The organism is Guyparkeria sp. SB14A (assembly GCF_005096345.1).
In the GTDB taxonomy this organism is placed as follows: domain Bacteria; phylum Pseudomonadota; class Gammaproteobacteria; order Halothiobacillales; family Halothiobacillaceae; genus Guyparkeria; species Guyparkeria hydrothermalis.
The window spans coordinates 1-14,424 of the sequence record NZ_SWAW01000003.1 but is presented as its reverse complement, the minus strand read 5'-3'; the positions used below and the strand labels follow the sequence as shown (position 1 = coordinate 14,424).

At 66.9% G+C, this 14,424-nt stretch carries 13 protein-coding genes and 1 pseudogene; all 14 read right to left on the bottom strand.

Features of this window, described 5'->3' with window-relative positions; genetic code table 11:
* Positions 1 to 33 precede the first annotated feature (33 nt).
* Positions 34 to 1,113: a UDP-3-O-(3-hydroxymyristoyl)glucosamine N-acyltransferase gene (lpxD, locus tag FAZ79_RS01945; protein ID WP_247709466.1), complete on the bottom strand. Its 1,080-nt coding sequence runs from the start codon at positions 1,111 to 1,113 to the stop codon at positions 34 to 36.
* Between the two features lie 22 nt (positions 1,114 to 1,135).
* Positions 1,136 to 1,651, bottom strand: coding sequence for an OmpH family outer membrane protein (locus FAZ79_RS01940; RefSeq protein ID WP_231505756.1), 516 nt, complete (start codon positions 1,649 to 1,651; stop codon positions 1,136 to 1,138).
* A gap of 111 nt (positions 1,652 to 1,762) precedes the next feature.
* A complete protein-coding gene (gene bamA / locus FAZ79_RS01935) occupies positions 1,763 to 4,105 on the bottom strand; it encodes an outer membrane protein assembly factor BamA (protein ID WP_136866238.1) in 2,343 nt (780 codons plus the stop codon).
* Between the two features lie 114 nt (positions 4,106 to 4,219).
* A complete protein-coding gene (rseP, locus tag FAZ79_RS01930) occupies positions 4,220 to 5,602 on the bottom strand; it encodes an RIP metalloprotease RseP (RefSeq protein WP_136866237.1) in 1,383 nt (460 codons plus the stop codon).
* Entirely contained in the window at positions 5,602 to 6,837 is a 1,236-nt protein-coding gene (dxr, locus tag FAZ79_RS01925; RefSeq protein WP_247709465.1) for a 1-deoxy-D-xylulose-5-phosphate reductoisomerase, read from the bottom strand. The genes rseP and dxr overlap by 1 nt, the downstream gene beginning before the upstream one ends.
* Before the next feature lies 1 nt (position 6,838).
* The gene (locus tag FAZ79_RS01920) at positions 6,839 to 7,663 is read right to left on the bottom strand and encodes a phosphatidate cytidylyltransferase (RefSeq protein WP_136866235.1); all 825 of its coding nucleotides are present in this window, start codon (positions 7,661 to 7,663) and stop codon (positions 6,839 to 6,841) included.
* A pseudogene (gene uppS, locus FAZ79_RS01915) lies at positions 7,660 to 8,354 on the bottom strand (polyprenyl diphosphate synthase). Before uppS ends, FAZ79_RS01920 begins: the two are co-directional and overlap by 4 nt.
* An 84-nt stretch (positions 8,355 to 8,438) precedes the next feature.
* Complete coding sequence (gene frr / locus FAZ79_RS01910; RefSeq protein ID WP_136866234.1) at positions 8,439 to 8,996, bottom strand: ribosome recycling factor; 558 nt, start codon at positions 8,994 to 8,996, stop codon at positions 8,439 to 8,441.
* Positions 8,989 to 9,732: a UMP kinase gene (gene pyrH / locus FAZ79_RS01905; protein WP_136866233.1), complete on the bottom strand. Its 744-nt coding sequence runs from the start codon at positions 9,730 to 9,732 to the stop codon at positions 8,989 to 8,991. The genes frr and pyrH overlap by 8 nt, the downstream gene beginning before the upstream one ends.
* A gap of 180 nt (positions 9,733 to 9,912) precedes the next feature.
* The gene (gene tsf / locus FAZ79_RS01900) at positions 9,913 to 10,788 is read right to left on the bottom strand and encodes a translation elongation factor Ts (protein ID WP_136866232.1); all 876 of its coding nucleotides are present in this window, start codon (positions 10,786 to 10,788) and stop codon (positions 9,913 to 9,915) included.
* Between the two features lie 110 nt (positions 10,789 to 10,898).
* Complete coding sequence (rpsB, locus tag FAZ79_RS01895; RefSeq protein ID WP_136866231.1) at positions 10,899 to 11,639, bottom strand: 30S ribosomal protein S2; 741 nt, start codon at positions 11,637 to 11,639, stop codon at positions 10,899 to 10,901.
* Between the two features lie 242 nt (positions 11,640 to 11,881).
* Complete coding sequence (gene glmM, locus FAZ79_RS01890) at positions 11,882 to 13,213, bottom strand: phosphoglucosamine mutase (RefSeq protein ID WP_169303527.1); 1,332 nt, start codon at positions 13,211 to 13,213, stop codon at positions 11,882 to 11,884.
* Between the two features lie 152 nt (positions 13,214 to 13,365).
* Positions 13,366 to 14,004, bottom strand: a complete 639-nt coding sequence (locus FAZ79_RS01885; RefSeq protein ID WP_169303526.1) for a c-type cytochrome — start codon at positions 14,002 to 14,004, stop codon at positions 13,366 to 13,368.
* A gap of 197 nt (positions 14,005 to 14,201) precedes the next feature.
* Positions 14,202 to 14,424 (bottom strand): hypothetical protein (locus FAZ79_RS11550; RefSeq protein ID WP_211238773.1); only part of this gene is annotated, 223 nt, incomplete at its 5' end.

Genomic DNA, 14,424 nt, shown 5'->3' with positions numbered 1-14,424 from the left:
TGATCTCCTGCACCATCATGGTGTTGTCTTCGCTCACGAGTCTTCCTCAGGGCTCGGCGTCTCACCGAGCTGTTTTTCCAGTTGCTTGACCCGGCGTGCGAGCCGGTCGAGTTGTTTGAATCGCGCGGCATTGCGATGCCAGCGCTCGTTGGTGTCCAGGGGCGTGCCGGCCGAGTAGATGCCCGGCCGGTGAATCGAGCGCGTCACCATCGACATGCCGGTGACGTGCACGTTGTCGGCCAGGGTCAGGTGGCCGGCCAGGCCCACGCCACCGCCCAGGGTGCAGTGACGACCGACCTCGCTCGAGCCGGCCAGCCCGGCGCAACCGGCTACCGCCGAATGCTCGCCGATGCGCACGTTGTGCGCGATCTGGATCAGGTTGTCGAGCTTGACGCCGTCGGCAATCACCGTGTCGTCGAGCGCACCGCGATCGATGGTGGTGTTGGCGCCGATGTCGACATCGTTGCCGATCACCACGCGCCCCACCTGGGGCACGCGCCGCCAGGCGCCGTTTTCCTGGGCGAGACCAAAGCCATCAGAGCCGATCACCACGCCGGGCTGGATCACGCAGCGCGCCCCGATCAGGCTGTCATCGAGCACCGTCACCCGGGCGAGCAGCCGCGTGTCCTCGCCGATCGCCACGTTCGCTCCGATCACGCTGCCCGCACCGATCACGGCACGGGGTCCGATGCGCGCGCCGGCACCGATGGTGACCTGGGCCTCGATGCGCGCGGTGTCGTCGATGACGGCCGTCTCGTCGACCACGGCCGAGGCATGCACGCCCGCCGGCTGCTGTGGACGCGCGTAGAGCCGTTCGAGCAGCCGGGCGAACGCCAGGCGCGGCTGTTCGACCAACAGGCAGATCGCCGTGTCGGGCAGCCGCTCGCGGCCGGCCCGGTTGGTCAACACCAGCCCGGCCCCGGTGGCCGCTGCCTGGCTGGCACTGCGGCGGTCCCCGTCGTAGTAGCTGACGTCACCGGGGCCGGCACAGGCCAACGAGGCCGCTCCCGTGATGCGGGTAGCGGCCTCGTCGGGGGCCTCGTTCAAGGCCTGGGCATCAAGCCAGTCGGCGATCTCGCCGATGGTTGCGCTCGTGCTGGCCGAAATACTCACCGTGCGTGGGGCCCGGGCCGGATCAGCGGCCCATCTGCTCGAGGCGGTCGAGCACGTCCTGGGTCAGTTCGACCCGATCGGCCGAGTAGACCACGCCCTCGGACAGCACCAGGTCGTAGCCCTTCTCCCGGGCGACCTCGCGGATGGCGTCGAGCACCAGGCGCTGCAACTTGCCCAGTTCCTCGTTCTTGCGCAGGTTGAGATCGTCGCGGAAGTTGCTCTGCTGGCGCTGCAAGTCACGCAGCTTGCGGTTGAGCTCGCGCTCGAGATTGCCGCGGTCGCCCTCGTTCATGGTCACGCCGTCGCGGTTGAGACGGTTCTCCATCTCCTGGACTTCCTGGCGCAGACCCCGCAGTTCCTCCTCGCGGGCGGAGAACTCCTGCTCGAGCTTCTGCTTGGCCTGTTCGGCCTGCGGGGCCTGCTCCAGCAGGACCGAGGAATTGACGAAACCGATCTTGATGTTATCGGCCGCCTGCGCGCCCAGGGGCGCGAGCAGCGCAATCGTGAGCAAGGCGAATCGTTGAAGCAAGCGAATCACGCGGTCATCTCCTGAAACATCTAGGCCCGAAACGGGCCGAACGGGCATCACCGACCGGTGATGCCCACTCCTGCATGGCGGCACATTATGCCACAGCCCCGGCAACCCTCGTCAGAAGGACGCGCCGATCGAGAACTGGAAGCTCTGGGTGCGGTCTTCGGGCTCATCGTTGAGCGGCTGGGCGAAGCTGAACATCAGCGGGCCAACCGGCGAGATCCAGCTCAGGCCCACGCCCACCGACTGGCGCAGCGAATCGGCCTCGAAGTTCTCCAGGTCACGATAGGCGTTGCCCACGTCCCAGAACAGCGACATGCGTACCGAATCGCGCTGCTCGGTCAGGAACGGCAGCGGCGAGTAGATCGCGAGACCACCGTTGAGCTTGAAGGTGCCGCCCATCGGATCGTCGTTGTTGTCGCGCGGGCCGAGCGAGTAGTCCTCGTAACCGCGCACCGAACGGATGCCGCCGGTGAAGTAGTTCAGGAACGGCGGCACACCGTCGTAGTACTGGCTGACACCCGAGTAGTCATTCTGGGTGTCGCCGTAGGCCTTGATCTGGCCGACGTTGCCGTGCGCCTGCAGGGTGAACAGGTCGGTCAGCGGCAGGTAGAACTCGCCGTCGTACTCGCCCTTCACGTAGGTCAGGTCGCTACCCGGCACGGCCAATGTAGCCGAGAGACGGTGGTACTGACCGGCGGTCGGGAACATGTGCCGGTTGCGCGAATCGTAGCGCCAGGACGGCCGGATGGTGTAGGTGAAGTACTGCTCGCCGTCGAAGCCCGGCCCCGGCTGGTCGCCGTCTTCCTCGCCGGTCACCCAGCTGGGCGAACGCGTGGTGGCCTTGATCTCCTGGCTCTCGACACCGAAGGCGATCGACGCGTAGGTCAGCTCGGAGAGCGGCACGCCGAAGTTGATGTTGCCGCCGTAGGAGTCGACCAGGTAGCGCGACAGCGACAGCTCGGTGCCGTCCTGCTTCTGGTAGAACAGCCCGAAGCCCTGGCTGACGCCGTTGACGGTGAAGTACGGGTCGCGGTAGTTGAACTGGTAGTACTCGCGGTACGAGCTGCGCTCGACGTTGAAGCCCACTTCCTTGCCGGTACCGAGGAAGTTCGGCTGGTTGAGACCGACGTTGAACAGCACGCCCTCGGCCTGGGAGAAGCCCACGCCGGCGGTCAGCGAGCCGGACAGCTGCTCGGTGATGTCGTACTCGATATCGACCTGGTCGGGCGCCTCGGGAACGGGCTTGATCTCTTGCTCGACGTTCTGCACCGACGGCAGGCGCTCGAGGCGCTGCTTGGAGCGGTCGAGCTTGTCGCCGGCATACCAGCTGCCCTCCATCTGCCGCATTTCGCGACGATAGACGACCTCGTTGGTGTTGTAGTTACCCTTGAACTCGATCTCGCGGACGCTCACGCGGCGTCCCGGCTCGAGGTTGAAGTCGACCACGACGGTCTTCTCGGCCTCGTCGATGTCCGGGCGCGGCTCGACCCGTGCGAAGGCGTAGCCGTAGTCGCCCATGCGTCGGCCGATGGCATCACTGGTGTCGACCACCTGGCGGCGGTTGAAGTACTCTCCCACCTCGACCTGGGTGAGCTCCTCGAGGGTTTCCTCGTTGAGGAGCATGTTGCCGCTGTAGGTGACGTCGGTGACGGTGTACCGCTCGCCCTCGGTGATGTTGACCACCACCTCGATGTCCTTCTTGTCCGGCGTGATGGTCACCTGGGTGGAGTCCACCGAAAACTTGAGGTAGCCGCGATCGAGGTAGAACGATCGCAGGCGCTCGATGTCCGCGGACAGCTTCTGCTTGGAGTACTGATCGGCGCTCGACCAGAAACGCCACCAGGAGACCGGGCCCAACTCGAACTGGTCGAGCAGCTCGTCCTCGTCGAAGTCCTCGTTGCCGATGATGCGCACACGGCGGATGGAGGCCGGCTTGCCCTCGTAGATATCGATATTGACGAAGACGCGGTTGTCCTCGAGTTCCTCGACCTCGGTCTCGATCTGCACGCCGTACTGGCCCAGGCTGTAGTAGACCCGCTGCAGCTCGGTCTGCATCTTGTCCAGCGCCCGCTGGTCGAGCACGCGGCCCTGAACCAGACCGATCGACTTCAGGGCTTCCTGCAGCTTTTCGGTCTCGACCTTTTCGTTGCCGTTGACCTCCAACGCCGTGATGGTCGGGCGTTCCTGCAACCGGATCAGCAGCGCGTCATCCGGCCCGCGTCCCACCTGGACATCCTCGAAAAAGCCGGTGTCGTACAGCGCCTCGACCACGCGTGTACTGTCACCGGCCTGGAAGTCGTCGCCGACCTCGTAGGGGATGTAGGTGAATACCGTCCCCGGCGAGATGGTCCGCAAGCCCTCGACCCGGATGTCGGTGATTTCGAATGCCTGTGCCAGCGAAGGCAAGAGAAGCAGCGCGGCAAGCGCCAGGGAGGTGCAGCGTTGGGTGATGGTCATGCCGAAAGGCTTTCCTAGTCAGGCGGATGGGTTTCGAAAACGGGTCCGGCAGAGCGCGAACGAGTCGCCGCACCGAGCAATAGGTAAATCCGCGCTATTGTGGCCCAAGCAGTGCTAATGCATCAACCGCGCGATGTCGTTGTAGAAGACCACCACCATCAACAGCCCGAGCGCCAGGATCCCGATGCGGGCGAAGACTTCCTCGAAGGCCGCGCCCACCGGTCCGCCCTTGATGGCCTCGATCGCGTAGAGCAGCAGATGCCCCCCGTCGAGCATGGGGATCGGCAACAGGTTGAGGATGGCCAGCGACAGGCTGACCAGGGCGAGGAACCCGAGGAAGGTCGACAGCCCCAGCAGCAGGCTCTTGCCGGCGTACTCGGCGATCGCGACCGGACCGGACAGGTTGGCGATGCTCGCCTGGCCGATCAGCAGGCGATGGAAGACCGACAAGGTCAGCGTGGTCATCTCCCAGCTGCGCTCGACGGCCAGCCCCATGGCCTCGATGGGCCCGGCATGCTGCACCAGGAACATCGACTCGGCGGCCTCGGGATCGAGCGGCCGGGCGGCCAGGGCCACCCCGATGCGCCCGACGACCTCGCCGTCCACCTCGGTGGGCCTGGGGGTGACCATCACCTCGCGGCGACCGGCATCGGTCTCGACCACCAGGCGGGCCGGCTCGCCCGCGCGGGCGCCGATGGCCTCGATCAAGGCCCAGGGGTCCTGGTACTCGCGCCCGTCGATCGCGACGATACGCGCTCCGGCCTCCAGTCCCGCCGCCATGGCCGGCGAATCGGGCTGCACCTCGGCGATCTCGGCATGCGCCGGTGCCCGCCACAACGAGAACCCCACCCGATCGAGGATATCCGTCGGCTGCCGCCCGATCTCCCCGCCCAGCGGGTCGAGCCCCTGCAGGTCGAGCATGACCTCGCGCTCGCGGCCATCACGCTCGACCGTCAATGGCACACGCTGCTGCTCGATCGCCCCGTTCAAGAGCGACAGGCGCAGATCCGACAGGGTGATGACCGGGTCGCCGTCCACCGCGCGGATCACGTCCCCGGCCTCCAGCCCCGCTTCGGACAGGCGCGATTCGCCCGCCAGGTCGCCGACCTTGGGCAGCACCCCCTGGGTACCCACCATGAACATCAGCCACCAGAAGACCAGGGCAAGCACCACGTTGGCCGCCGGGCCGGCGGCCACGATGGCCGCGCGCACCTTGAGCGACTGGCGATTGAAGGCGCGGTGGCGCTCGGCGGGATCGACCGGCCCCTCGCGCTCGTCGAGCATGCGCACGTAGCCGCCCAGCGGGAACAGCCCGACGCGGTACTCGATCGCCTCGGGGCCACGTCGGGTCGAATAGATCGCGCGCCCGAAACCCAGCGAGTAGGTCAGCACGCGCACACCCAGGCGGCGGGCCACCCAGTAATGACCGTACTCGTGGAAGGCCACCAGGATGCCGATCGTCAGCAGAAAGCCGACCACGCTGAGCAGGATGTCCATCAATCCGCCTCGCCACGACGTGACCGGCACCACGCGGCCGTCCAGTCACGCACCTCATCATCAGCAGCCAGGACCGCCTCGACACTTGAGGGCGCGTCGATGGCCGCCTCCCCGACGAAGTGCGCCATCGCCGCCTCGAGTGCGGCGGGGATGTCCATGAAACCAATGCGTCGATCGAGGAACGCGGCCACCGCCACCTCGTTGGCGGCGTTCAATACCAGCGGCATGGCGCCGCCGGCGGCAAGGGCTTCGAAGGCCAGGCGCAGGGCGGGAAAGCGCTGCGGGTCGGGCGACTCGAAATGCAGCCCGGCGAGCGCGCCGAAATCCAGCGGTGCCACGCCCGACTCGATCCGCTCCGGCCAGGCCAGCGCGTGGGCGATGGGCGTGCGCATGTCCGGCTCGCCCAGCTCGGCGATCACCGACCCGTCGACGAAGCGCACCATGGAATGGATGACCGACTCGGGGTGGACCAGCACCTCGATGCGATCGGCGGACACGCCGAACAGGCGGGCGGCCTCGATCACCTCGAGCCCCTTGTTCATCATGGTGGCCGAGTCGACCGAGATCTTGCGCCCCATCGACCAGTTGGGGTGGGCGCAGGCCTGTTCGGGGGTGATGTCGGCAAAGCCGGCCAGCGGCCGTTCGCGGAACGGCCCGCCGGAGGCGGTCAGCACCAGTCGCTCGATCTCGCGGCTGTCGCTGACCAGCCCGCCCCGCCCGACCACGGCGGCCTCGTCGGCGGGCAGGCACTGGAAGATCGCGTTGTGCTCGCTGTCGATCGGCAGCAGGGTCGCACCGGCGCGGCGCGCAACGTCGAGCATCAGCTCGCCGGCGGCCACCAGGGACTCCTTGTTGGCCAGCAACACGCGCTTGCCGGCGGCCAGTGCCTTCCAGGTCGAGCCCAGCCCGGCGGTGCCGACCACCGCCGCGACGACCGTGTCGAGCGACGCCTCGCCGGCCAGCTCGTCCACGGCCGCCTGCCCCACCACCACGGCCGGGCGATGGACGGCGGGGAGGCTCGCGAGCCGTTCCTCGAGCGCCGCGCGTCGATCGGCATCCACGAGACCCACCACGGCCGGCCGGAATCGCTTGATCTGCTCGAACAGGGGCTCGACCCGCGAATGGGCGACCAGCACCTCGACCGAGAACCGATCGGGGTGACGGGCGAGCACATCCAGGGTGCTCACGCCGATGCTGCCGGTGGAACCGAAGATGCCGATCCGGTTGCGTGCCACGTCAGCCCCCCAGCAGCTGCATCTGCCAGAGCCCCAGCCACCACAGCGGCAAGGCGGCGAACTGACCATCCAGACGATCGAGCACGCCACCGTGCCCCGGCAGGACACGGCCGCTGTCCTTCGCCCCGGCCTCGCGCTTGAGGCGCGATTCCTCGAGATCCCCGCCCACCGAGGCCAGGGCCACCAGCGCGCACCACAGGGCGAGCAGCCAGCTGGGCGTCGCCGCGAATAGCGGCAAGACCGCGCCGATGGCCGCCAGCACGGCCACGCCGGCCAGGCCACCGACCACGCCCTCGATGGACTTGCCCGGGCTGATCATCGGTGCCAGCTTGCGCCGGCCGAAGGCCCGACCCGCGAAATAGGCGAGCGAATCGGCCACGACCACCACCAGAATTCCGAACACCAGCAACCACTCGCCGTCGGGCGCGGAATGCACCTCGACCAGGGCAAGCCAGAACAACGGCAGGATGGTTAGCCCGATCAGACGCCGCAACCAGAACGGTCGATTGGCCGGGCGCTCGCGGCGGTGGCGCAGCTGCGCGGCGAACAGCAGCAACCAGGTCACCGCCACGGCACCCATGAGCCAGACGAGCTGATCGGCAGGCCACAGCGCCTGCCAGCCAACGGCCAGGGCAACGGTGGCAACGACCCAGGGCCAGACCTGGCAGGGGGCCAGCCCGCAGAGACGGAACCATTCCACCGCGGCCCAGCCGACGAGGGCCAGCGTAAGCCCGGCAAAGATCCGCTCGGGGGCAAGGAGGATGACGGCGAGCGAGACCAGCCCGGCGATGGTGCCGGTCAGCAGACGAAGCGGCGTGCCGGTCATTGGCCCGCCTCGCTGGCATCGATACGGCCGAAGCGGCGGTCGCGCGCGGCGAACCAGGTCAGCGCCCGGTCGAATTCGGTCTCGTCGAACAACGGCCAGAGCACGTCGGTGAAATACAGCTCGGCATAGGCCGCCTGCCAGAGCAGGAAATTGCTCAGCCGACGCTCACCACCGGTACGGATGAACAGGTCGACCGGCGGCTGGCCGGCCGTGGCCAGGCCGCTCTCGAAGGCGGACTGAAGGGTCTCGGGGTCATCGAGCGACAACGGGAAGTCGGCATGCCGCTCGGCCAGCCGGCGGGCGGCCTGGAGGATGTCCCACTGCCCGCCGTAGCTGACGGCGATCTGCAACTGGAGGCGATCGTTGCCCGCAGTGCGTCGCTCGGCGGACGCCATGAGCTCGCGAACGGTGGCATCGAGCCGGGCGCGCTCGCCGATGAAGGCCAGGCGCACGCCGTTCTCGTCGAGCTCGTCGAGTTCCTTCTCCAGCGCATTGATGAACAGCTTCATCAGCGCGTCGACCTCGTCGCCGGCCGCTTCCAGTTCTCGGAGGAGAAGGCGAACAGGGTCAGCAGGGGCACTCCGCGACGCATCGCGGCGCGGATGGTGGCGCGCACCGCACGGCGCCCGCGCTGGTGGCCGACGGTGCGCGGGAGGTGGCGCGCGCGGGCCCACCGGCCGTTGCCGTCCATGACGATCGCCACGTGGCGCGGGATGCGCGCCGGATCGATCTCGACCGACTCGTCGTGGTCGTGGCTACGCGCCCCCACGTCGCCTCAGACTTCCATCAGCTCTTTTTCTTTGTCCGCCACGATCTGGTCCACCTCGGCGACCCGTTCGTCGGTCAGCTTCTGGATGGTGTCCTGGCCGCGGCGCTCCTCGTCCTCGGAGATTTCCTTCTCCTTGAGGAAGCCCTTGAGGTCGTTGTTCGCGTCGCGACGGATGTTGCGGATCGCGATCTTGGCGTTCTCGCCCTCGTGGCGGACCACCTTGCCCAGGTCACGGCGACGCTCTTCGGTCAGCGGCGGCATCGGGATACGGATGACGGTGCCGGCCGTCGCGGGGTTGAGACCCAGATCGGAGGTCATGATCGCCTTCTCGATCTTGCCGACCATGTCCTTTTCCCACGGGGTGACGGTCAGCGTGCGCGCGTCCTCGGCCGACAGTTTGGCGACCTGGGACAGCGGCACCTGGCTGCCGTAGTACTCCACGTGGATGTGGTCGAGCACGCTGACGTGCGCCCGACCGGTGCGGATCTTGGAAAGCTCGCCCTTGAGCGCCTCGATGCTCTTGTTCATGCGCGAGCGGGCATCTTTGACGATGTCGTCAATCATTCTTCTCGTTCTCCGCTGTCACCAGGGTTCCCACGGCTTCGCCGGCCACGGCGCGCACCAGGTTCCCCGGCTCATTGATGTCAACCACCATCAGCGGCATGTGCTGATCGCGACACATCACGATCGCGGTCGCGTCCATGACGCCCAGCCGCTGGTCGAGCACGGCATTGTACGTCAAATGATCGTAGCGTTCTGCACTCGCATCCAGGGTGGGATCGGCACTGTAGACCCCGTCGACCTTGGTCGCCTTGATCATCAGATCGGCCTTGAGCTCGGCCGCCCGCAGGCTCGCGCCGGAGTCGGTGGTGAAGAACGGATTGCCCGTCCCACCGACCAGCACGACCACCCGCCCCTTCTCGAGATGACGGATGGCCCGCCGACGAATGTAGTCCTCGCAGACCGCGTGGATGGACACCGCCGACATCACCCGGACCTTGAGATCGCGCCGCTCGAGCACGTCCTGCATGGCCAGACCGTTCATCACGGTGGCCAGCATGCCCATCTGATCGCCGGTCACCCGGTCCATGCCCGCGCCGGCCAGCCCCTCGCCACGGAAGATGTTGCCGCCACCGACGACCACGGCCACCTCGACGCCCTGGTCCTTGAGGGCCTGGATGTCGTCGCCGAGGCGATTGATCACGGCCGGGTCGATCCCGAATGACTGGTCGCCCATCAGCGCTTCACCGCTGAGCTTGAGCAGGACACGTCGATAACGGGGAGAGCCGGCAGCTTGCATATCATTCACCTGTGGGCTGTGAGCTTGCGTGGACGGACCGTTCGCGTCATGACGCGTCGGGCTTTCGGATATTTCTGCGTAAGCCCCGTCGAGTCGACCTCCCGGTCGGCGCCGGGGCTTAGGCGGAAATTCCGCGGTTCAAAAAAAAGCCGGGGCATCCCCGGCTTTTCGGCAAGGGGATCAGCTCCCCTTGACCTGCGCCATCACCTCGGCGGCGAAGTCGCCTTCCTCTTTCTCGATGCCTTCGCCGACCTCCATGCGCTCGAAGCGGACGACCTTGGCGCCCTCCTTCTTCAGGAGCTGGCCGACCGTCTGGTCGGGATCCTTGACGAACGGCTGACCGACCAGGGTGATCTCGGCGAGGAACTTGCGGATGCGGCCGTCGATCATCTTCTCGACGATCTCCGGCGGCTTGCCGGATTCGGCGGCCTGGGCACGGAAGATCTCGCGCTCCTTCTCGACGGTGGCCTCGTCGACTTGCGACTCGTCGACGCAGCTCGGCTTGGTCGCGGCGACGTGCATGGCCAGATCGCGGGCCAGCTCTTCGTTGCCACCCTCGAGCTCGACCAGCACGCCGATGCGTTCGCCGTGACGGTAGGCGCCGATCACGCCGCTGGTCGCCATGCGCACGAAGCGCCGGATCTGGATGTTCTCGCCCAGCTTGGCGACCAGCGCCTTGCGGCGGTCGTCGGCCGGCTCGCCATCGACGTCCAGTGCGTTGACCGCGTCCATGTCGGCCGGGTCGTCCGCCAGGATCTTCTCGGCGACGTTCTGGGCGAAACCGGCGAAGTCGTCACCCTTGGAGACGAAGTCGGTCTCGGAGTTGATCTCGACCATCGCGGCGTTCTTGCGGTCGTCGCTGATGGCGATGGTGACCTGGCCTTCGGCGGCAACACGGCCGGCCTTCTTGTCGGCCTTGGCCAGACCGCTCTTGCGCATCTGCTCGATCGCGGCCTCGATGTCGCCGTCGGTCTCGACCAGTGCCTTCTTGCACTCCATCATGCCCGAGCCAGTGCGCTCGCGGAGCTCTTTGACCAGAGAGGCGGTAATTGCCATGAGCTGTCTTCTCCCGAATCTGTCTTGTACAAAAACAACGGGTCAGGCGACCCGTTGTTCATAAATCTGTGACGGGGCCAACCCGGAGGTCGCCCCGCGTCAAGCGGCGCTTACTTGGCCGCTTCTTCCTCGTCGGCCACCTCGACGAAGTCCGACTCGCTGACGTTGGACGCGCCCTTGGCATCCATCACGGCGTCGGCAACAGCAGTGGTGTACAGCTGGATGGCGCGGATGGCGTCATCGTTACCCGGGATGACGTAATCGACACCCTGGGCGCTGTTGTTGGTATCGACCACGGCCACGACCGGGATGCCCAGCTTCTTGGCTTCCTTGATCGCGATGTCCTCGTGACCGACGTCGATGACGAACAGCGCGTCCGGGAGGCGCTCCATGTCCTGGATGCCGCCGATGGAACGCTCGAGCTTGGCGCGCTCGCGGGTGGTTTCCAGCGCTTCCTTCTTGACCAGCTTGGCCAGGCTGCCGTCTTCTTCCATCTGCTTGAGCGCCTTGAGGCGACGGATGGAGGAACGCACGGTGCGGAAGTTGGTCATCATGCCGCCGAGCCAGCGGTGGTTGACGTACGGCATGCCGCAGCGCTTGGCTTCCTGCTCGACCAGGTCACGCGCCGAACGCTTGGTGCCGACGAACAGGATCTTGCCGCCGTTGCCGGCCAGCTTGCCGACGTAGTTCAGCGCGTCCTCGAACATCGGCAACGTCTTTTCGAGGTTGATGATGTGGATGCGGTTGCGCTGACCGAAGATGTAGGGCGCCATGCCCGGATTCCAGTATCGAGTCTGGTGACCGAAGTGGACACCGGCCTCGATCATCTGACGCATCGTGATTTTAGCCATTGATAACTACCTGATTAGATTGGGTTAGGCCTCCGCCACATCTGGCAACGCAACCCCGGCCGAACCGTAGGGCACCCCGCGCTGCCATCTCGATGGGCGTGTGGAATTTCCGGGACCACGCGATCAAGTCACGGCCCGGCGCGCGGATTATACGGGAGAACACCGCCAGACGGAACCGCCAATATGGCCAACCGGCCGGACGCGCAAGCGGCGGCATCGACCCCGCGCCGACCGACCAGCCATCAGGAGGACGCGTGACGCCGCACCACGTCGGCCAGCCCCTCGGCCACCGCATGGACCTGCTCGCGCGACTCCCCCTCGACCATGACTCGGATCAGCGGCTCGGTGCCCGACGGCCGCAGCAGGACCCGACCCCGCCCCGCCAGCTCGCGCTCGGCATCGGCCACGGCGTCGACGATCACCGGGTCCTCCAGCGATAGTGGCCGCTCGATACGCACGTTGACCAGCGTCTGGGGCAGGATCGTCATCGGCGCCAGCAGCTCGGTCAGGGAACGCTCGCGACGCGCCATCTCCGCCAGCACCTGCAGGGCGGCCACGATGCCGTCGCCCGTGGTGTGCCGATCCAGGCAGAGCAGATGCCCCGAGGACTCGCCCCCGAGCAACCAATGCTCGCGCTTGAGCGCCTCGTGGACGTAGCGGTCGCCCACCTTTGCCCGCAGGAACGGGCGCCCCAGGGCCTCGACCGCCTGCTCCAGGCCGAGGTTGCTCATCAGCGTGCCGACCACGCCACCGGCGTAGCCCTGCTCGACGCGGCCGGCGGCGATCACGTAGAGCAGCTCGTCGCCATCGCGGATCGCCCCGTCGGCATCCACCATCACCACCCGGTCGCCGTCGCCGTCGAAGGCGACGCCGAGATCGGCACCCGAAGCGCGCACGGCCGACTGCAGGGCCTCCGGATGGGTCGAGCCCACGCCCTCGTTGATGTTGAACCCGTCCGGGTTGGCACCGATGACCTCGACCTCCGCGCCGAGCTCGGAGAACACCCGGGGCGCGACCTGGTAGGTGGCGCCATGGGCACAGTCGACCACGATGCGTAGACCGGCAAGGCTCATGCCGATCGGCACGGTGCTCTTGCAGAACTCGATGTAGCGCCCGGCCGCGTCGCCGATGCGGTCCGCCTTGCCCAGTTGCCGGTTGTCGATCACCTCCAGCTCGCGGTCGAGCATCGCCTGGATGTCGTCCTCGACGGCATCCGGCAGCTTCTCGCCGTGCGCGGAAAAGAACTTCACGCCGTTGTCGTGGAAGGGGTTGTGCGAGGCGCTAATCACCACCCCGGCCGAGGCACGCAGGGTGCGGGTCAGGTAAGCGATCGCCGGCGTGGGCATGGGGCCGAGCAGGCGCACGTCCACCCCCGCGGCGGAAAAGCCGGATTCCAGCGCGGATTCGAACATGTAGCCCGACACCCGGGTGTCCTTGCCGATCAGCACACGCCGTCGGCCGTGATCGCCCAGCACCTTGCCGGCCGCCCAGCCCAGCTTGAGCACGAACTCGGGGGTCATGGGGTATTGCCCCACCGCCCCGCGCACGCCATCGGTTCCAAACACCCTGCTCACGATCGATTCCCCTTTACTCTCGATTCTCGAACGGCCGACCGGATGTCAGACATCCCGGCGACCGAACGCAAAGACGCCGGCAACATAGCCGGCGTCCACGGTGCATTCGTCACCCGCCCACCCGATTGGTCGGCCGGGCGGCGGAAAGCGCCTTACTCCGCGTCGTCACCCTCGCCCTCGCCGATGGTGGCGATGTACGCGGCCAGGTTGTTGATGTCCGCGTCGGACAGGTGGGTCGCCTGCGGGATCATCGCGTAGGAGTACGGGCCCATCTCGGTGCCCTTGCGGTACACCTTCAGCAGGGAGGCGACCTGGGAGGCCGGCAGGCCCTTGAGCTTGGGCGCGTTCATCAGGTGACCGCCTTCGCCCTGCTCGCCGTGGCAGATGGCGCAAGAGGAGTACAGCGCCTGGCCGCGCTCCACGTCGGCCTTGGCGATCGCGCCGCTCTCGGCAGCCGGCTCGGCGGCGGCCTGCTCGTCGCCACCGTTACCGCCTTCGCTACCACCGAACTCGTCGGCGATGTAGGCGGCCAGGTCGGCGATGTCCTCGTCGGAGAGGCTGGCGGCGTTCGGCGCCATGGTGCCGTAGCGGCCACCCAGGCCAACGCTCTTGAGGTAGTCCTGATCACCGTCGCGGTAGGCGGCCAGCTTCTTCGCGGTCTCTTCCTGGCCCAGGCCGGTCAGCTTCGGGAAGGCCCCGCCCTGACCATCGCCGGCGGCGCCGTGGCAAGCCGCGCAGGAGGCGTACTTTTCCTTGCCCGCGGCGACGTCGCCGGCGGCGTAAGTCAGCATCGGAGCCGCGAGGGCACCACTGGCGGCAAGAGCAATGAGTGAACGACGCATCTGTTTCATGATTTTTCTCTCAACTGTTGCACCCCGCGACACCCGCCGGGCAAAAAACACCACGATGTCAATGACATCGGAAAACGGTAACCCGGCGGATAGGCGGCGTTTTCAAGTCAACCAAATTAACCCCGCCGGGCAAAATATCAGAAAACCCTAATTCGTTCCAAGGCAAACGCTTTTATGGCGGGAAAGCCGCGCTTGTACGCCCACCGCGGCCGGATCACGCCTGGCTCGTGGCCGCCCTCAGTCGGAGAAAGCGATGGTTTCCGCCCCGGGGCATGCTCGCCGTCGGGGTGGATGGGCAGGATCAGGGAAAACCGTGTCAGGCCGCGCTTGGGCACGAACTCGATCATGCCTGGTGGCGTT

Bases quoted from the DNA above. Each gene is read 5' to 3' on its own strand.
- rseP (WP_136866237.1), bottom strand. From the start codon at position 5,602: ATGGACATCCTGCTCAGCGTGGTCGGCTTTCTGCTGACGATCGGCATC.
- frr (WP_136866234.1), bottom strand. From the start codon at position 8,996: ATGATTGACGACATCGTCAAAGATGCCCGCTCGCGCATGAACAAGAGC.
- tsf (WP_136866232.1), bottom strand. From the start codon at position 10,788: ATGGCAATTACCGCCTCTCTGGTCAAAGAGCTCCGCGAGCGCACTGGC.
- pyrH (WP_136866233.1), bottom strand. From the start codon at position 9,732: ATGCAAGCTGCCGGCTCTCCCCGTTATCGACGTGTCCTGCTCAAGCTC.
- FAZ79_RS01885 (WP_169303526.1), bottom strand. From the start codon at position 14,004: ATGCTGACTTACGCCGCCGGCGACGTCGCCGCGGGCAAGGAAAAGTAC.
- bamA (WP_136866238.1), bottom strand. From the start codon at position 4,105: ATGACCATCACCCAACGCTGCACCTCCCTGGCGCTTGCCGCGCTGCTT.
- FAZ79_RS01920 (WP_136866235.1), bottom strand. From the start codon at position 7,663: ATGACCGGCACGCCGCTTCGTCTGCTGACCGGCACCATCGCCGGGCTG.
- rpsB (WP_136866231.1), bottom strand. From the start codon at position 11,639: ATGGCTAAAATCACGATGCGTCAGATGATCGAGGCCGGTGTCCACTTC.